Below are 19,075 nucleotides of genomic sequence, written 5' to 3' on the forward strand. Positions count from 1 at the left end.
TTAGTCTACGATAATCTTATTAATAAACGCTTGGGTCCGTTCCTCTTGCGGGTGTTCAAACAGGGCTTGGGGCGTGTTCTTTTCCAAAAGATAGCCCCCATCCATAAACCAAACTTCGTCGGCGACGCGCTTGGCAAAACCCATCTCATGGGTTACCACAATCATCGTCATGTCTTCGTCAGCTAGTTCCTGCATCACTTGCAAAACTTCTCCGACCATTTCCGGATCTAACGCACTCGTCGGTTCATCAAACAACATCACTTCCGGATTCATGGATAACGCCCGTGCAATTGCGACCCGTTGTTGCTGCCCCCCGGATAAACTAGCCGGATAGGCATTAGCCTTTTCGGCTAGTCCGACTCTAGTTAGATACTTCATCCCAACTTGCTTGGCGTCTGCTGCACTGAGATGCTTCACCCGCATGGGAGCAAGGGTTAAATTGTCGAGCACGGTCAAATTGGGGAACAGGTTGAAGTTTTGAAAGACCATTCCGATTGACTCGCCGAGCTTGGCCAGTTCTTGTTGATTGGCCTTGGTTAGGTCTGAACCTGCAAACCACACCGCACCAGCCGTTGGTTGTTCCAGTTGGTTAATGCACCGCAACAAGGTACTTTTCCCTGAACCAGAGGGGCCAATGATGCAAATCACCTCTCCCTTTTGTACCGTACCGTTAATGTCCTTTAAAACCTCATTTTTACCAAATTGCTTTTGAACGTGGTCAATTTTAATTAATGCGTTAGTCATGCTTCATCTTCCCTTCCCAGTAGTTTAAGAGTCTTGTGAGTGTAAATGTAATTAAGAAGTAAATCGCCATTACCACGACGATCGGAGCAACCCCCCGATACGTATCCGCCCGGACTACGTTTAGTTCATAAACGAGATCGGTGACCCCGATGATGGAAACAATCGAGCTTTCCTTAATGACGGAAATGAATTCATTCCCCAGGGCCGGCCAAATGTTTTTAAAGGCTTGGGGTAACACCACGAACCGGAGGGCATCTGATTTAGATAGTCCGAGGCTCTTCGCGGCTTCTTTCTGCCCGAGGGCAACCGAGTTAATTCCTCCTCTAATAATTTCACTAACGTAGGCAGCGCTATTCAACGTAACAGCAATGATCCCAGCGGGTAAAGCGGGAATGTTAATCAGAATCCCTAACCCAAAGTAGACCAGCAAAACTTGCACCATCATGGGGGTTCCCCGGACCACTTCAACGTAACTAATCGCCGGCCAGCTTAACCATTTAAAGTTGCTCAACCGCATGAGTGCGAGTAAGACCCCGAGAATGATGCCCCCGGCGACCGCACACACGGAAATTAAGAGGGTGTATTTTAAGCCATCAAAGAAGTATTTCCAGTAGTGCCACATCGAGGTGTTCGCGGTGTTAACCTTCATGTACTTGGCTGCGGTTTTTAGATACTGTGGCATCAAGTGGTGTTGTTGAATCCGATCCATAGACTGGTTCACAGCTGTCTGTAAGGAGGTCGCACCCTTTGGCATCGCAACCGCAAAGCCCGTTTCCTTTTTGTTCAATTTGTAGTTAGCGGGAATCATTTTTAAATCCGGATCATTTTCGACGTACGCTTGAGCCACCGGTTTTTCTACTCCAACCGCATCAACCTTATGGGTCTTCACGGCTAACACCAGGTCCGTGGTCTTATCCATGCTGACCAACTTACTTTTAGTTAAATGCTTTTTGGCGAGGGTTTGTTGCATGGAACCAGTTTGGGTTCCCACCTTTTGCCCGGCTAAACTCTGTTGATTCTTAAGTTTATGCACGTCCGTCTTATTAATCAGGAAACTCTGGCCCCCGTAGTAATAAATTTTTGAAAAGTCGGCATTTTGCGCCCGCTCTGGCGTTGGGTTAATTCCCCCGAGCGCCAGATCAACCTTTCCCGTTTGCACCGCCACTAAGACCGACGAAAAGTCCATGTTTTTTAATTCAAGCTTAACGTGCAAATCTTTCGCAATTTGCTTAGCAACTTCGATATCCATCCCCACGTCTTTGGAATGACCGTGTTCATTGACCTGAAATGCAAACGGCGGATAATCTGGGGCTACCGCCACCTTTAAGACGCCCTGCTGTTTTACCTTTTGTAATGAGTCATCGGCATGTACATTTTTCTGGATGAACGTGCTTCCGAGAAAAAGGGTGACGACGACTAAGATCCATTTAAGCCACTGTTTCTGCATCATTTGTTCCTCCCTGCTGGTTAATTTAAGTATGCTTCATTTTCTTTTCCCAATAATTTAGTAACCGTGTGAGTGTAAAGGTCAGGACGAAGTAAATCACCATCACGACCACAATCGGAGCCACCCCTCGGTAGGTATCGGCTCGGACCACGTTTAGTTCATAAACTAGATCAGTAACCCCGATAATTGACACGATTGAACTTTCTTTAATGACCGAGATAAATTCGTTACCAAGCGCCGGCCAAATGTTTTTAAAGGCCTGGGGTAAGATAACAAACCGGAGGGCATCGGCTTTCGTTAGTCCTAAACTTCGTGTGGCTTCTCCTTGACCCTTTGCCACCGAATTGATTCCACCCCGGATGATTTCACTAACGTAGGCAGCACTGTTCAGGGTCACGGCAATGATCCCAGCTGGTAACGCAGGGATGTTGATGAAGACCCCTAAGCCGAAGTACACCAGTAAGACCTGCACCATCATCGGGGTACCCCGAACGACTTCTACATAACTAAGGGCCGGCCAACTAAGCCATTTCAAGGAACTTAAGCGCATCAGTGCCAGGATTACTCCCAATCCGATTCCACCTAATACGGCACAAACCGAAATGAGGAGCGTTTCCTTTAACCCTGCTAAGAAATACTTCCAGTAGTGCCACATCGAGGTGTTGGCCGTATTAACCTGCATGTACTTTCCGGCGGTCTTTAAATATTTCGGAAATAAATGGTCGGTTTTGGCCGTTTGAATTGAGTGGTTCACCGCGGTTTGTAACGTGGTCGCTCCCTTAGGAAGGGCAACTGCAGAACCAGTATCCTTGGGATTCAACTGGTAAGCAGCTTTAAAGTCCTTTAACTCGGGATCGTTTTCTACGTACGCTTTGGCAACGGGGGTTTCTACTCCAACCGCATCAACCTTATGCGTTTTTAACGCTAGGATCAGGTCCGTCGCTTTATCCATCGTGACTACGTGGGTGCCCTTTAATTTCTGCTTGGCGAGTCGTTCTTGCATCGTCCCCGTTTGCGTCCCAACCTTTAAACCCTTTAAAGCACTTTGGCGGTTAAGTTTCCCTGCATCGGCGCGATTAACGAGAAAGGATTCTCCGCCGTAGTAATAAATTTGGGAAAAATCGGCATTTTGCTGCCGGGCGGGAGTGGGATTAATGCCCCCAATCGCCAGGTCGGCCTTGCCCGTTTGAATTGCGACTAACAAGGCGTTAAAATCCATGTTTTTCACTTGTAACCGCACTCCTAAATCACGAGCAATTTGCTTGGCCAGTTCGATATCCATCCCAACGTCCTTCGCGTGGCCGTGCTGATTCACTTGAAATTCAAACGGGGGATAATCAGGAGAAGTAGCGACCGTTAAGACCCCTTTCTCCTTCACTCGTTGTAGCGAATCGTCCGCGTGCACGGAACGGCTACAGATGCTAGCTCCGACAAACACCAGCATTCCCACTACGAACCATTTAAGCCACTGTTTCTGCATCACCATTCCTCCAATTTCTAAACTTTAAATTACGCCAACAAAAAAAGGCGCCCCTTAGTCAATTAACTTGACTAAAGGACGCCTTGTACGCGGTACCACCTTTATTATGCTAACTAACGCGTTAGCACCTCTCCCGATCCAGCTTCGAATCGTTGGCTCGATAATGGGAGCACCCAGTATGGTTTGCAATCGCATACAGCAATTAGGTGACGTTCAGCTAAGCGGTTCCGTGATGTTTTGCACCAACCAACATCTCACTGGGATGGTCCCACTTAGCTTACTACTTCCTAACTAACGCTTTGTTTTTGTAATTTTTATTCATGATAGCATGAATTGAAAATAATGCAACCCTTTTTTTAATTTTAATTCGGTTTTTTCTCAATTAAGATCGAATGATCGTGATGAATGTTAATTAATTGGTGCCGGCAGCGGGCTTGAAGGCTGCATTTAGATACACAATGTCCTTATCGAGTTTAACATTGCCAAAGACCCGTTGCTCAATTTCGCCATGCGCCGTCACGTTAATCTCGGTGAACCCCAGCTTGTGCTCCAATTGTTTAATCTCCGCGGGCGTAAAAAATGACTTCCAAGGAAACCCGATTTTAGCGACCAGTTCTAGTTGCCGACGGGCTTTTTCGTGACGGGGCGGATTAAAGACCGCACTACTCATGTAATCAACTAATAAGCCAACTAGGTTAAGCTGCTGGTTTAAAAAGCTGAGGTCATGAACAACTGCTTCTGGTGGTAGAAAAAAAGTTCCCCCTTCCCACAGCACCAGGGTTGGTTTCGTGAGCGAGAACCCCCGTGCTTGTAACCTGGTTAAAAACTGCTGGTTCATTCCGGTTTCGAGATCACACGCCACCAACTTAGTGCGAGTGTGGACCCCAGTTGCCTGATAAATGTTTTGAATGTCAGTAACAGCTAAATCACAGCCATACACTGCCTTATTTTTTAAGCATGGAAGCATGTCGGGTTTGGTATCGAGTCCAACCCCTAGAATTAAAACCTGCTCGTACAGATCCTGCTTTTGCTCCAGAAAATGGGTAAAATATCGATGCCGAACTACCACTTCACGGTTTAAAAAGTCATCATAAACAGTATCGCAGTCCTTTTGAAACTTTCCCGGATTATCAAAATTCGCAATCAATTTTGTTGCTTGTGGATCGTGCAATTGCTGACTTTTAGCACACGGAATCGCCAACATCGTTAAATTTAACCCTTTGGTACTTAACATTGTTATCGCCTCATTTTTAGATTTCAAATCCGCTTTCAGTGTAGTTCTTTTTTACCAATGATTCAAATCTAAAAACTAAAGTAATAAAAAAGGATTGCTCTAGGAGCAATCCTTTATAAACTAACTATTTAGACCAGTGTTCTTTAATAAATTGTTCACGGCCACCCATTTCTTCAATTTGAGCCCGCAATGGGTTCTTTTTGTAGAAATCCTGATGGTAATCTTCGGCGGGATAAAATGGTTGAGCTGGTTCAATTTTAGTCACAATTGGAGCATCAAACTTTCCAGACTCTTCCAATTCTTTCTTCGAAGCTTCCGCAACCTTACGTTGTTCCGGACTGTTCACGAAGATCACCGGCCGGTAACTGTCACCGCGATCTTGAAATTGGCCCATGGCGTCAGTGGGATCCGTTTGCCGCCAATAAATCTCAACTAGGTCCTTGTATGAAATCACACTTGGATCAAAGGTGATTTCAACGGCTTCCGTGTGTCCCGTTGTGTGACTGCAAACCTGTTCGTAGGTTGGGTTCGGAACGTGTCCCCCCGTGTACCCTGATACTACCGAAATAATACCGGGAGTTTCTTCAAACGGGCGTACCATGCACCAGAAACATCCACCGGCAAAAATTGCCGTATCTTCTTTTTTCATGCGTTTGGACCTCCATTTTCGTCAACTTGTTGCTTGTATTCTCCGTACCCAGCAGCATCCATTTCGTCATAAGGAATGAACTTGAGGGAAGCTGAGTTAATGCAGTACCGGAGTCCCCCTTTGTCAGCTGGACCATCTGGGAATACGTGGCCGAGGTGGGAACCAGCATCAGAACTTTCCACTTCTTCACGAATCATCCCAAAGGAAGTATCCGTTTTACTCTTGATGTTTTCCTTTTTGATGGGCTTAGTGAAAGCGGGCCAACCACAGCCGGAGTCATACTTATCTGCGGAACTAAACAATGGTTCACCACTGACAATGTCCACGTAGATTCCTTTTTTGAAGAACTGGTCATACTTACCAGTAAAGGCTGGTTCCGTAGCTGCTTCTTGAGTAACCGCATATTCTTCTGGGGTTAACTTCTGTTTCAATTCATCTTTATTCATTACAAATTCCTCCTTGTTTATTACTGTTCTTTATTCTAATGATATGAAAATTAAATGCAACTATATTGCTCACAACTAAAAAATAGTCAATCCCGATTAGCAGGACTGACTAATTTTTAGGTTTATTTAGTTGGTTCTAATTGTTCTGTAAGTGGTGGGACGACTTGCTTCTTCCGCGAAACTACGCCCGGAAGTTGCATTACATCATTTTCATCAAATTGGTTACCAAATGCTGCCGCAACCACGTCTTTAGGTTCTCCCACGACGATTAATTCCGAATTGCTAGTTAACACGTTCGTTACTAACACTAAGAACAAATCATAGTTTTCCGCGTCGGCTTCCGTTTTCATCGCCGTTTTGATTTCCGCGAGCCGCTCATTGACGTCAGCTAGATCAACTACATTGATTTGGTCAATCCGGACATTCTTGCCACCCAAAACAAAGGATTTAGCGTCGCTATCAATCAGTTCCTGGTCTGATTTGGCTGCAACGTTTGTTCCCGCTTTGAGCATTTGAATCCCGTAGTCTTCGTAGTTATCGACGCCGGCGATCTCTGCAAGGGCTTGTAAGGCATCCCAATCAACATCCGTTGTTGTCGGTGATTTTAACAATAAAGTATCCGAAATAATGGCTGACATCATCAAGCCGGCAATTTCCTTTGGAATCGTAACTCCTTCTTCAGAGTACATTTGGGTGATGATGGTGGAACAACAACCATAAGGAGCAGCCCGGTAATAGAGGGGTTGCGCGGTATTAAAACCACTAATTCGGTGGTGATCCACCACGTGCGTTACCGTTAACTCGGCAATGTCTGAAATACTTTGTTGGGGTTCATTGTGGTCAACCAACATTACCCGATCAGTTTCTGGTTGGGCATGGTCAACCACCCGGGGAGCTTGAACGCCAAAGTAGTCTAAGACAAATTGGGTTTCCGGATTCACCGGTCCAAGTGCCACAGCTTCTGTTTCATAGCCATCTTGTTTTTCGAGGTACGCCAACGCAACTGCAGCTGCGATTGCATCTGTATCTGGATTTTGGTGGCCAAAAACTAATTCCTTTGTCATGAAAAAATCTCCTTTACTTCATTTAATACCTTTACTTTACCATATTTTGTGGTTTCAAGCTGAAGTTACTCTGCTGCCGGAGTATCCAACACCAGATGTTCCAACTGCACGGGCGTCCCCTTTGTTTTAACGTTCACCTGGTTGGAACCATTCGAGGTCCGCGATGCACTATGATAATCAGCCAAGAGAATATCCTCGGCCTGACGGGTGTTCGTATAAACCCGCAGGACAGTTTCTTCTGGATTGATTCGAATGAAACTGGCTAATTTGTTGGCTTTCGTCTTTAAATCCCGTAAAACTTTGATGCCCTTGCGGGACCGGGCAGTTAGTGGGATTTCTGCAACTGCCATTTTCTTGAAGTTGCCGTTTTGAAACACCATCGCCACTTGATCAGTTTCGTCCACTAACTGCATGTTAATGACCCGATCGGTATCCGAGAGCTTAATCGCCTGGACCCCGACAGTCCGCGGGCCGTTAACTGCTACTTCTGTAATGGCATAGCGGACCCCCAGGCCCTGTTCGGTCATAATCAGGACATTTCGGTGATCATCAGCTTCCCGGTAGGTTACGTTTACGACTTCGTCCAGTTCATCCTTCAGGTTAACGTACGTCATCGCCCGACTCCGGTACGTCCGACTAGGCTGTAACTTACTAACTTCCACCTGCTTAATGTGCCCCGCACGGGTTGCAATTACAAAGTGACCAGGCTGTTCTAATGCATTAAAAGCCTGGACCTGAATTACTTTTTCCGTGGAATTTAAGCCCGTTAACTGCGAAATGTGTTCTCCGGTATCTTTCCACTTGGCATCCATAATTTCGTGAACCGGGCGGTAGATCCAGTTTCCACCGTCGGTAAAAATGTAAATGGAATCCCGGGTGCTTAACTGTTGAATAAAGACGGGGTGATCTGCTTCTTTGAGACCGTTGTCAGTTAATTCCGTGGCATTATAGGAACGTAAACTCGTGCGCTTCAAGTAGCCATCCTTGGAAACCATGACCATCACCTGTTCGTCCGGAACGGTTACCTGCTTGCTGACGTTCAAGCTTTCAATTTCTGATTGGATCGTCGAGCGGCGGGGCGTTTGATATTCCTGAGCAATTGCCAATAACTCCTGCTTTAGCACCCGATCTAATTCCTGTGGATTCGCCAGGATAGTTTGAAATTCTGCAATTTTGGCCGCCAAATCGGCATTTTCGTGTTTCAACTTGGTCACGTCGGTATTCGTCAACCGGTAGAGTTGTAACGCAACAATTGCATCCGCCTGCTTGGTTGTAAAGGCATACGTTTCCACTAAGTTATCCCGCGCTGCCTTACGGTTCTCACTGGCACGAATGGTTTTAATGACCTGGTCTAAAATCGATAGGGCTTTAATTAAACCTAAAACAATGTGCTGGCGTGCTTGGGCTTTTTGCAGGTCAAACTGGGTTCGGTTCGTCAACACTTCCCGCTGGTAAGCCAGGTAAGTCGTTAAAATCGTCTTTAGAGACAACCGTTCCGGCCGCATGTCCTTAATGGCCACCACGTTAAAGTTATAGGAAATCTGTAAATCTGTATTTTTATACAAATAATTCAAGATCCCCCGCTGGTCTGCATTCCGCTTTAATTCTAGTGAGATCAAGAGTCCGGAACGGTCCGAATCATCCCGCACCTCAGCAATTCCCTCGATTTTTTTATTCAAGCGAATCTCATCGATTTGTTTAACCAGTTGGGCCTTATTAACCTCATACGGAATCTCCGTAATTTGGACTAACTGCTTTCCTCCCCGCATCTCACTGATCGTACTCCGCGACCGGATGACAATGCGCCCGTGGCCCGTTTCATAGGCCTGCTTAATTCCATCCAGGCCTTGAACAATTCCGCCGGTTGGAAAATCTGGTCCCTGGATAAACTGCATCAGTTGGTCCAGAGTCGCGGTCGGATGAGCCTGCAAATAAATTAGGGCGTCAATCACTTCACTTAAATTGTGGGGGGGAATCTCCGTGGCGTATCCCGCGGAAATCCCGGTTGCTCCGTTTACCAGTAAGTTTGGAATTCGGGCCGGTAAAACGGTTGGTTCTGATTCGGTGTCATCAAAGTTCAACACCCAGTCCACGGTCTCTTTATCAATATCACGAAGCATTTCGCCCGCAATCTTACTCAACCGCGCCTCCGTATACCGCATGGCGGCCGGCGGATCCCCATCCATTGACCCGTTATTCCCGTGCATATCAATCAACGGGGTTCGGAGTTTCCAAGCTTGACTCATCCGGACCATCGCATCGTAAATCGAACTATCCCCGTGCGGATGAAAGTTACCCATGACGTTTCCGACTGATTTTGCCGACTTCCGGAACCCCTTATCGTATGTATTCCCGTCCTTGTTCATCGAATACAAAATCCGACGTTGGACGGGCTTTAACCCATCACGAACATCGGGCAGGGCTCGTTCTTGGATGATGGCTTTGGAGTACCGGCTGAAGCGTTCATCCATCACGGCAGCTAATGACAGGTTCTTAATTTCTGCGTGTTTTGCCACTGGCGTTCCTCCTACTCTAGCGTCTTATCTAAGATACTACCCTCGTCTTCAAGGGTGAACTGTACGTTACTTTCAATCCAATTGCGCCGGGGTTCCACCTTGGTTCCCATGAGCGTCGACACTTGTTTTTCAGCAAGCGCCGCATCATCAATCTCAACCCGAATCAAGGTGCGGTGCTCAGGATCCATCGTGGTTTCCCAAAGTTGGTCCGCATTCATTTCTCCCAGTCCTTTGAACCGTTGTAACGTCATTCCCTGGGGAAAATCCTGGCGGTCCTGTTCCAGTTCCTCATTTGTCCAAGCGTATTCTACCTTTTGGTGCTTCCCCTTACCAAACTGTAATTTATATAGGGGAGGCAAGGCCACGTAAACGCGGCCGGCTTCAATCATTGGCCGCATGTACTTATAGAAGAACGTCAGCAGAAGGATTTGAATGTGGGCTCCATCATCATCGGCATCCGTCATGATGATAATCTTATCGTAGTTGGCATCGGCGAGGGAAAAATCCGCTCCCATGCCGGCACCGACAGTGTACATAATCGTACTGATTTCTTCGTTTTTCAAAATATCAGTTACACTGGCTTTTTCGGTATTTAAGACCTTTCCCCGTAACGGGAGAATTGCCTGGTGCTTGCGATCCCGGCCTTGTTTAGCTGAACCTCCAGCGGAATCCCCTTCGACTAAGAAGAGTTCATTCTTACTGGCATCTTTCGACTGGGCGGGAGTCAGCTTTCCTGAGAGAAGCCGTTCACTCTTCTTCTTTTTCTTGCCCTTGCGACTTTCATCCCGAGCTTTTTTAGCAGCTTCGCGGGCTTTACGGGCCCGTAGTGCTTTTTGAATTAACGTATTGGCAAAGTCGCCGTTTTCCATTAGGAAGTACAGTAACTGTTCCGTAATTACACTATCAACAATCGAGCGGGCGACCGGGGTCCCTAATTTACCCTTAGTTTGCCCTTCAAACTGCAGTTCTGCTTCGGGCACGCGGAGCGAAATAACGGCGGTTAGTCCCTCCCGCACGTCGCTCCCGTCCAGGTTTTTATCCTTGTCCTTTAGCAACCCAACCTTACGCGCGTATTCGTTCATCGCCTTGGTCCAACCACTCCGGAATCCAGCTTCATGGGTTCCCCCATCGTTCGTGCGAACGTTATTGACAAAGGAAATCATGGTTTCCGTGTACCCATCGTTATACTGAGCAGCGACCTCGACTTCGATGCCATCCTTGCTGGTATCAAAGTCCATGACCGGACCAAGCGTACTCTTACTTTCATTTAAATACGCAACAAACTCTTTAATGCCTTCGTCAAATTGGTAAACTTCTTTCCGTTCCTGACCCGCCCGCTGATCGGTTAGCGTAATTTTGACGCCTTTCAGTAAAAAGGCGGCTTCCCGCAGGCGCGTAGCTAGGGTATCAAAGTTATAGACTACCGTCGTAAAAATGGTTGGATCAGGCTGAAAGGTGATCGTGGTGCCGTTGGGTTCCGTGGTTTTGCCCAGCTTGGTGAGCGTCCCGACCGGATTACCACCGTCGGCAAACTCTTCCTGGTACAACGTATGATCACGGACAATCCGGACCGTCAAACTGGTTGAAAGAGCGTTAACAACGCTAGACCCCACACCGTGCAGTCCCCCTGAGGTTTTATAGCCCCCCTGGCCAAATTTTCCCCCCGCGTGTAGGACCGTTAAGATTACTTCTGGAGTCGGTTTACCAGAAGCATGCATGTCAACGGGCATGCCCCGTCCGTGGTCTTGTACGGTAATACTATTATCCGCGTTAATTGTGACATTAATCGCATCTCCGTAACCAGCAATGGCTTCATCAACCGCGTTGTCAACAATTTCATAAACCAAGTGATGAAGACCCCGACTATCGGTGGAGCCGATGTACATCCCAGGGCGCTTGCGGACGGCTTCTAGCCCGTGTAAGACCTGGATGGAATTCGCATCATAAGTTTGGTTGTCCTTCTTATTCGTCATCGTCAATTACTCCTTTTTTTCCATATTCATCATAACCGATTTAACGCCAATTGCAACTCGGCCAGCATCAGAAGCGCTGCCGACCTGTTTTAATTTGAAAATAAATGCTAAAATAACGAATGTTAGTTTTTACAAAGTAGGAGGAAAAATGGTTAAGATTGTACTTCTTTTAATATTTGCCTATCTGCTCGGGTCCATTCCCAACGGCATTTGGATTGGAAAACTCTTTTTTCACGTTGACATTCGACGCCATGGCTCCAAAAATATCGGTGCCACGAATACCTTACGCGTCTTAGGGCCAGTGGCCGGCACGATCGTCATGCTTTTAGACATTGGCAAGGGGTGGTTCGCAACCTGGTTGCCAATGCAACTAGGCATCCACTCCTGGTACCCACTCATCTTTGGAATTATGGCCGTCCTTGGTCATACCTTTTCCATTTTTGATCACTTTCGGGGAGGCAAAGCGGTTGCCACCAGCGCGGGAATGTTGATGGCCTACAACTTTAGTTTCTTTCTCTTGGCCGCTGCCACCGCCTTCACCTGTGTCTTTGTCACCAGCATGATGAGCCTGGGTAGTATCTTGGGCTTTATCATCATCTTTTTGGTTTCCTTTACGACGAACGATGTCGCGCTTCAGGTCGTTGCGGGTGTGTTGACTATCTTTACTTTATACCGGCATCGTAATAATATCAAAAAAATTTGGAATGGAACCGAAAACATTCTCCCCTTTGGGCTTTACTACTGGTACCGCGAATATCGAAGTGCCCACCAGAAACATTAATTGCAGACTAAAAAGGACTTTTCTAATCAGCGTCGCTTTTGGACAACGAACGTGATTACAAAGGTCCTTTTTAGTTAGAAAAATTTCAGTTGGTATTCAAACGTTTTCTTTGCCCCGGTGGCTAACGTCCGCATTCCGGGCTTGGTTTCTAAGTCTCCGGTTACCGTTTCAGAATCGGCAATCCCCCACCACGGCTCCAAACAAACAAAGTTAGAAACGGTGGGATACGTCGACCAGATCCCGAAGTAATCGTTTAATTCCCCGGTCACAGATACTCCCCACGTTTGATCCGCGGCTTGAAGCGTTAGTTCCGTTTTGGGATTTAGTTGAACGTCAATGATTTTGGCGTCGCCTTGAAACAAGTCATGGGTCACTGCCACCGGCTTTTCAAACTCCGTGGTTTCGTGTTCCGTCGTGGTTAGTCCGTCCGTCCCTAGTTGAATTTTGCGGTAGGGTTCCGCCGGAGCAACGGTTAAAGTCGCGGACGGTTCGCCAGTGGTTAGCGGAACTTGAAAGCCCGGATGCGCGCCAATTGCAAAACGTAGTTGGTCGCCAGCTTCACTTGTATTCATCACCGTCAGCTGCACTTCAACCCGTTCATGGCGTAAGGTGTAACTTACAAACAATGAGAAGTTAAACGGGTACATTTGGAGCGTTTCATCATTTGCTTCCAGCAAGAAAACCGCTTGATCAGCAACCTGACTAACCACTTGAAAGGGTTGGTCACGCGCAAAACCGTGTTGGGGCATGTGGTAAGTTTGTCCTTGGTAACGGTACTGGTCCTGTTTTAACTTCCCAACGATTGGAAATAAAAGGGGGGCGTGGCGCTTCCAGTGCTTTGGATCAGCGTTCCACATGTATTCGTGTCCAGCTCGAGTAACCGACACGAGCTCGGCACCGAGTTCATTAATCTTGATCGTTAATTGGTCATTTTGTAATACAACAGTCATGATTATCGCTCCCGTGTCATTAATTGGTCCACTTGTGACCAAGTCGTTCCCATTTTGGAGATAGTTAGTTCAATTTTATAATAACTGGGGCGAATTAAAAAGGATTATCTTTCATGAATTAATCACGCTTAAAAAACTGCTGGTAATTCTGCAAGAGCTTTTCCTTCGTTACGTGGGTATAAATTTGGGTGGTCGCCAGGTTACTGTGCCCAAGCAATTCCTGGACCGTCCGTAAATCAGCCCCATTATTTAAGAGTTGGGTTGCAAAGGAATGGCGCAACATGTGGGGGTGAATGCTACTATTTAGGCCACTGCGTTGCATGATTTGGGTCAGGGCATATTCAATTCCCCGCACCGTTAACGGTCGTCCGTGGTAGTCCACCAACAGAGTTTCATGGTGCTGATGCTGCCTTTCCATTAACGTGCGGCGCCCCTGGTCCAGATACGTACTAATGGCGTCATGGGCGTACCGGCCAAACGGGAGGTACCGATCCTTGTCGCCCTTTCCGTGAACTAACATCATCTGATTTTCTAAGTCCAGTTGCTGTAACTGTAAATTAGCACACTCACTCACCCGAATTCCCGTCCCATACAGAACCTCCAAAATCACGAGGTTCCGTTGGGCTAGTTCCGGCTTCGGATTCGCTTTTGCCGTTTTAAATAGCTGCTCCAGTTCCCGATCGTAAAAAAAACGGGGTAAATGTTGGTGATGATGCTTAATTTGCACGTACCGAAATGGATTTTCGCTGGCAAGTTGGTTGTTAACGAGAAAATTATAAAACGAACTAAGGGCCGAAACCTTGCGAGCAATCGTATTCGTAGCGTCACCACGATCATGAAGTTCACTCAAAAAAACCTCCACGTCAAACGGTTCGACCTTGGTCAGGTGAACCTGTGGCCCAGTTGACTGTAAAAAGTGCTGAAATTGCAATAAATCATCGTGGTAGGCCCGCACCGTTAACGGTGAATACTGGCGCTCGTTTACTAAGTACCGTTCAAACAGGGTTAGCAATTGCTGATCAGTTTGCTTCGTTGCCATTGTCATCCTCCTCATTTCGAAAAAAGACCGTTCGCATGAGAACGGTCTCTTGGTTACTTAATGATAGTTTCTTCGTAATCACCCTGCGGACAGAGCACCTGCCAACCCCCGCGCACCTTCTTGTTGACCAGGAAGTGGTGACATTTCGGACAATCACGGCCAATTGGCTTGTCCCAAGAGACAAAGTCACACTCTGGGTAGCGCGAACAACCATAAAACGTCCGTTTTTTCTTGGTTTTCCGTTCAATCACTTGGCCCTTGTGACACTTCGGACAAGTAACCCCAATCTCTTTAACGATGGTTTGCGTATTGCGACAGTCTGGGAACCGGGAGCACGCAAAGAACTTCCCGTATTTACCCATCTTTTCGACCATCGGAGCCCCACAAATATCACAGTTAAAGCCCGCTAAGGGTTCTTTAATCTGAACGGATTCCATTTCTTTTTCGGCATGGGTAACCTCTTTGGAAAATGGTTGGTAGAAATCATTTACGACCGCTACCCATTTCCGTTTGGCTTCTTCAATCTCATCCAGTTGTCCTTCAATATCCGCCGTAAAGTCAACGTTCACGATGTCTGGAAAGTACTCTTCAATCAGTTTATTGACGATCTCACCCAGTTCCGTTGGCACAAACCGACGGGCTTCAAGCTTCACGTAGTACCGCTTTTGAATCGTCATCAACGTTGGAGCGTACGTAGATGGCCGGCCCACTCCGTTTTCTTCCAACGTTTTAATGAGCGCTGCTTCGGTGTACCGTGCTGGCGGTTGTGTGAAGTGTTGATCCGGTTGGTTGCTAACCATCTGAACCGCATCACCAGTTTCTAAGCTTGGAAGGATGTTATCCTTTTCCTTTCCCGCGGCGTAAACCTTTAAGTAACCTTCAAACTTCAGCTTCGAGCCGTTTGCCCGGTAATTAACCCCATTTTGGTCAATCGTTACCGTTTGGGTATCCACAACGGCGGGCGTCATCTGACTCGCTACAAAGCGACACCAAATCAGATTGTATAACTTATACTGATCTTTGGTTAAATACTTCTCAATGCTCTGCGGCGTCCGTAAGACCGAGGTCGGTCGAACCGCCTCATGGGCATCCTGTGCTCCTTCAGGTAATTTTCCCTTTTGCGGGTGGTTGGCGGCGTATTCCGCGCCATAATGTTCATGCAAAAAGGCCGCGGCTTCGTGCTTAGCTCCGGAAGAAATTCGGGTTGAATCGGTTCGCATGTAGGTAATTAACCCCTGGCTTCCTTCCTTGCCAATGTTAATCCCTTCATACAGTTGCTGGGCCGCCATCATCGTACGCCCCGTTCGAAACCGGAGCTTTTTATTTGCATCCTGTTGCAGTGTACTAGTCGTAAACGGCCGTGGGGGTTGCCGTTTCTTTTCCCGCTTTTTAACGTCCGCAATGGTAAAGTCGGCCTTTGGATCCAACCGCTTTAAGACGGACTGGACAGCTGCGTTATCCTTTAGGTTAGTTTTCTTGCCGTCTAATCCGTAAAAACTGGCCTTAAACTTGGAACGCCCCTTCTTAAAGACCGAATCAATCGTCCAGTATTCTTCTGGTTGGAATTTTTGGATGGCACGTTCGCGCTGAATGATAATCCAGAGCGCCACCGATTGAACCCGGCCGGCACTCAACCCCTTCTTCACTTTTTTCCACAAAATTGGTGAGATCGAATACCCCACCAACCGGTCGATGATTCGCCGGGCTTGTTGGGCGTTAACGAGGTTCATATCAATGGTCCGCGGGTGCTTAAAAGCATCCTTGACCGTTTCTTTAGTAATTTCGTTAAAGGTCACTCGGTTATAGTCGTTCACATCTAAATTTAGAATGTGGGCAACGTGCCAGGCAATCGCTTCTCCTTCCCGGTCCGGGTCAGAAGCCAGAAAAACTTCCTTCGCTTTTTTCGCTTCGGACTTGAGGCTCTTGATTGTATCACCCTTACCCCGAATCGAAATGTATTCCGGGGTAAATTCGTTTTCAATCTCAATTCCCATACGACTTTTCGGTAAATCACGAATGTGACCCTTACTGGCAATTACGTTATAGGTCCGTCCGAGATACTTACCAATCGTTTTCGCCTTGGCTGGCGATTCGACAATCACTAACTTCTTTTTCGTTGCACTGCGTTTCCGCTTAGTTGGTTGCTTTTTTGTTGTTGTTTTGGTGGCCATTAAATTCTATCCCTCGTCACTTTTCTACATATATTATGTACGTAATCATCGCAGGTACAGCGCAATGAATTTCTAACAAAGCATATTGCAATTTTTTCTGGGTGTCAAATTAAACCCATCAAAAAGGCCCTTCCACTACTGGAAGAGCCTCATTGTAACCAAAGTCTAAATCCGACTGTGCTTATTTATCCAAAAATTTCCAGATAACGCCTCCCATAAAGGCGGCGACCAGAACGAAGATGAAAATCAACAGTAACATTACATCCGGAATGTACATCCCGAGGGTTACAACGATTCCATAGAATAGGATACTGAAAACTAAAATCACGGCGTCAATAAAACAAACGATTTGACCACAATCGGCCCAAGCAATTTTATAGGCTGGTTTTTTCATTAACCGATCGATTCCCCACAAGAGGGCCGTAATAATCCATAAAATGACGTTGGCAACTGCGAAGAACTCTAATGAGTTAACGCTACTAAGAAAGTTAAACATACTCACTGCTCCTTTATCTATTAGTCACTTCTACTTTTTATTATACACGTCTTTTCTAATTTCGTTACAAGATTTGGTTGAAGGATTGTGCCTAATTCATTACACTAAGACAATTAGGTCGCCTAAAAGGTAGTACAAAGAAGCGTCCATCCGCTTGCTAATTCCAGTTTGTCGGCAGGCTACTGTCCGTAAACTGGAAAATGGCATCACGTTAGGAGATTCCCCATGATTCTAGAAAAGTTTAAACAACAGGCCCCCTTTGATCAACTTCTGTTTTTGTATAAGGTCTTGATCATGGCGTTAATGATCATTCCGTATTTCATCATCATCTACGGGGATTTTAGTGGCCAGTACACGCCTCCCAATCCCTTCAAGTTTCTGGAGACGAACCTGCAGCATCTTTTTCAGTTAATTTTTAATAATTCCTTTACCCTGCTTTCCATTTTTGCGGTCCTCACGCCGATTATTTCCATCCTTAGATTTTATAATAACTATAAAAATTCAGAAACTCATCACGTTTCGCTCAACAATCCAATTAAGTTAATTAACGTCATCTACCATAAACAGGACGTGACCTTTCTCTTCGTCTTCTTTACGTCCATTATTTTCATTCCCGCCTTTAATTACTGCTATGCTTATGCCCTCCTAGACTTATTTTTGCTCCTGCTGCCCGCCAGTACCCCTGTATTGCTCCGGTTACCGAGTGTGCTGGGCTTTAGTTTGGTCGCCTTGATCTTTATTCTCCTGGTTTGCGTGGCCATCTTGTTCTTCTTGGGTTCCTTTTACATCGTGTTTCGCCTCATCGTCCCCCTTATGAAACGACTCTTTTTTCCAAACACCTATCTGCCCCAGGTAGAAGTCGCCGGGCAAAAGTACTGCATCGTTGGAAATGATCAGGATTCCTTTTTCCTAATTAAATTAAACGAACGGTACCTAAAGGGACGCACGCCAAGCACTAGCCCAACCGCCAATGACTTTACTGAAACTGACCACGTCTTTTTACTTCCTCGCAATCAAGTCACCGCCAACCGGGTTCCCTACTTCCAAATTCGGATCCACTTTTTGCGCCCCTACATCAAAAACTTTAAAACCGGGCAACTGGAAGTTGTACGACTGATCACGTCCTCACGCACATAAAAATCGGATTCCTACCACCTACGGTAGAAATCCGATTTTTTAATTACTTCAGTTAAATAACGACCCGCCCCAGTAAATCCTGTGTATCAAGACATGGTTGGGCTCCCGCTGCAATCAATTCATTCGCTCCTAACGAAAGCTGACTGTTGATGTTACCGGGGATGGCCAGAACATCCCGATTGGCCTGCAGGGCGAGGCTGGCCGTAATCAGACTGCCGGATTTCTGGCGGGCTTCGACCACCAGTAACTTCTGACAAAGTCCGGCAATAATGCGATTCCGTTCAACAAATTGGTACCGTCGTGGTCCCACGCCTAATGGATACTCGGTCACCACTAACTGCGTGTGGGCTAGAGTGTGCTGTAGTTCCCGGTTGGGGGCTGGATAAAAATGGTCCAGACCCGTTCCAAGCACCGCTACGGTTCGACCGCGGTGCGCCAGGGCCAACTGATGGCCTAACGTATCAACCCCGGTTGCTAGTCCGGAAACAATCACATAGCGTTGCACTACCGGAGCCGTTACCGTCCGTTTCAACGATTTAATCGCATAGACGGAACAGTTTCTGGACCCGACAATGCCTAATACCGGGGTTTGTCGGATTAGCTCAAGGTCCCCCGCATAAAAAAGCACCAAAGGTGGCAGAAAAATCTCCCGTAACTGCTGGGGATAGGCGGCGTCTAAAATGGTAAGCCAGCCGCCCGCCTGATTCCGCTGCACCTGTTCGGTTAATGCTGCCGTTAAAAAGTTTTGAACGAACGGTGTCACCTTCAACCGGTGCTCGCGTAACAAAGCAGCTAGTGGTTGTAATAAACCAGCCAAAGAATAGCGTTCAAAATGGGGTTCTTGCTGTAGCCACTTGTAGATTACACTTTCACCTTTAAGCCCAATCCCGGGGCAGAGTTTAATCCGTAGTAAAAAATCTCGTTTATCCATCGTATTCTCCCTTTTTT

16 protein-coding genes and 1 other annotated feature are annotated in these 19,075 nt (G+C 46.7%); of the genes, 2 read left to right on the forward strand and 14 right to left on the reverse strand.

What is annotated here, in order from left to right; all coding sequences use genetic code 11:
- From M3M35_RS01400 to parE, 9 genes are all read right to left on the reverse strand, one after another.
- Window positions 1-744, reverse strand: coding sequence for an amino acid ABC transporter ATP-binding protein (locus M3M35_RS01400; RefSeq protein ID WP_252750243.1), 744 nt, complete (start codon window positions 742-744; stop codon window positions 1-3).
- On the reverse strand, window positions 737-2,191 hold the full coding sequence (locus tag M3M35_RS01405) for an ABC transporter substrate-binding protein/permease (RefSeq protein ID WP_252750244.1): 1,455 nt from the start codon (window positions 2,189-2,191) through the stop codon (window positions 737-739). The genes M3M35_RS01400 and M3M35_RS01405 overlap by 8 nt, the downstream gene beginning before the upstream one ends.
- A gap of 25 nt (window positions 2,192-2,216) precedes the next feature.
- On the reverse strand, window positions 2,217-3,677 hold the full coding sequence (locus M3M35_RS01410) for an ABC transporter substrate-binding protein/permease (protein WP_420842385.1): 1,461 nt from the start codon (window positions 3,675-3,677) through the stop codon (window positions 2,217-2,219).
- A 65-nt stretch (window positions 3,678-3,742) separates the two neighbouring features.
- Window positions 3,743-3,975, reverse strand: a binding site (T-box leader).
- A gap of 108 nt (window positions 3,976-4,083) precedes the next feature.
- Window positions 4,084-4,905, reverse strand: coding sequence for a class I SAM-dependent methyltransferase (locus M3M35_RS01415; RefSeq protein ID WP_252750246.1), 822 nt, complete (start codon window positions 4,903-4,905; stop codon window positions 4,084-4,086).
- Between the two features lie 124 nt (window positions 4,906-5,029).
- The gene (gene msrA, locus M3M35_RS01420) at window positions 5,030-5,554 is read right to left on the reverse strand and encodes a peptide-methionine (S)-S-oxide reductase MsrA (protein ID WP_252750247.1); all 525 of its coding nucleotides are present in this window, start codon (window positions 5,552-5,554) and stop codon (window positions 5,030-5,032) included.
- Window positions 5,551-6,000 carry a peptide-methionine (R)-S-oxide reductase MsrB gene (gene msrB / locus M3M35_RS01425; protein WP_252750248.1) on the reverse strand — a complete coding sequence of 150 codons (450 nt, stop codon included), beginning with the start codon at window positions 5,998-6,000 and terminating at the stop codon, window positions 5,551-5,553. Before msrB ends, msrA begins: the two co-directional genes overlap by 4 nt.
- 122 nt (window positions 6,001-6,122) lie before the next feature.
- Window positions 6,123-7,064, reverse strand: a complete 942-nt coding sequence (locus M3M35_RS01430) for a manganese-dependent inorganic pyrophosphatase (protein WP_252750249.1) — start codon at window positions 7,062-7,064, stop codon at window positions 6,123-6,125.
- 65 nt (window positions 7,065-7,129) lie between these two features.
- On the reverse strand, window positions 7,130-9,535 hold the full coding sequence (gene parC / locus M3M35_RS01435; RefSeq protein WP_252750666.1) for a DNA topoisomerase IV subunit A: 2,406 nt from the start codon (window positions 9,533-9,535) through the stop codon (window positions 7,130-7,132).
- Between the two features lie 56 nt (window positions 9,536-9,591).
- Window positions 9,592-11,553 (reverse strand): DNA topoisomerase IV subunit B, encoded by a 1,962-nt coding sequence (gene parE, locus M3M35_RS01440; RefSeq protein ID WP_252750250.1) that lies wholly within the window; start codon window positions 11,551-11,553, stop codon window positions 9,592-9,594.
- 148 nt (window positions 11,554-11,701) lie between these two features.
- On the opposite strand from parE, the gene plsY reads away from it, so the two are divergent.
- Complete coding sequence (gene plsY / locus M3M35_RS01445; RefSeq protein ID WP_252750251.1) at window positions 11,702-12,334, forward strand: glycerol-3-phosphate 1-O-acyltransferase PlsY; 633 nt, start codon at window positions 11,702-11,704, stop codon at window positions 12,332-12,334.
- Between the two features lie 74 nt (window positions 12,335-12,408).
- Here the strand turns inward: plsY and M3M35_RS01450 are convergent, their stop codons facing one another.
- The 4 genes from M3M35_RS01450 to M3M35_RS01465 form a co-directional block, all read right to left on the reverse strand.
- Window positions 12,409-13,284, reverse strand: a complete 876-nt coding sequence (locus M3M35_RS01450) for an aldose 1-epimerase family protein (RefSeq protein ID WP_252750252.1) — start codon at window positions 13,282-13,284, stop codon at window positions 12,409-12,411.
- A gap of 118 nt (window positions 13,285-13,402) precedes the next feature.
- A complete protein-coding gene (locus tag M3M35_RS01455) occupies window positions 13,403-14,323 on the reverse strand; it encodes a tyrosine recombinase XerC (protein WP_252750253.1) in 921 nt (306 codons plus the stop codon).
- A gap of 53 nt (window positions 14,324-14,376) precedes the next feature.
- On the reverse strand, window positions 14,377-16,494 hold the full coding sequence (topA, locus tag M3M35_RS01460; RefSeq protein ID WP_252750254.1) for a type I DNA topoisomerase: 2,118 nt from the start codon (window positions 16,492-16,494) through the stop codon (window positions 14,377-14,379).
- 181 nt (window positions 16,495-16,675) lie between these two features.
- Window positions 16,676-16,990, reverse strand: coding sequence for a hypothetical protein (locus M3M35_RS01465; protein ID WP_252750255.1), 315 nt, complete (start codon window positions 16,988-16,990; stop codon window positions 16,676-16,678).
- 225 nt (window positions 16,991-17,215) lie between these two features.
- On the opposite strand from M3M35_RS01465, the gene M3M35_RS01470 reads away from it, so the two are divergent.
- Window positions 17,216-18,127, forward strand: a complete 912-nt coding sequence (locus M3M35_RS01470) for a hypothetical protein (RefSeq protein ID WP_252750256.1) — start codon at window positions 17,216-17,218, stop codon at window positions 18,125-18,127.
- A 52-nt stretch (window positions 18,128-18,179) separates the two neighbouring features.
- On the opposite strand, the gene dprA is transcribed toward M3M35_RS01470, so the two are convergent.
- Window positions 18,180-19,058, reverse strand: coding sequence for a DNA-processing protein DprA (gene dprA, locus M3M35_RS01475; RefSeq protein ID WP_252750257.1), 879 nt, complete (start codon window positions 19,056-19,058; stop codon window positions 18,180-18,182).
- Between the last annotated feature and the right edge of the window lie 17 nt (window positions 19,059-19,075).

It is taken from the genome of Fructilactobacillus myrtifloralis, assembly GCF_024029335.1.
GTDB lineage: Bacteria > Bacillota > Bacilli > Lactobacillales > Lactobacillaceae > Fructilactobacillus > Fructilactobacillus myrtifloralis.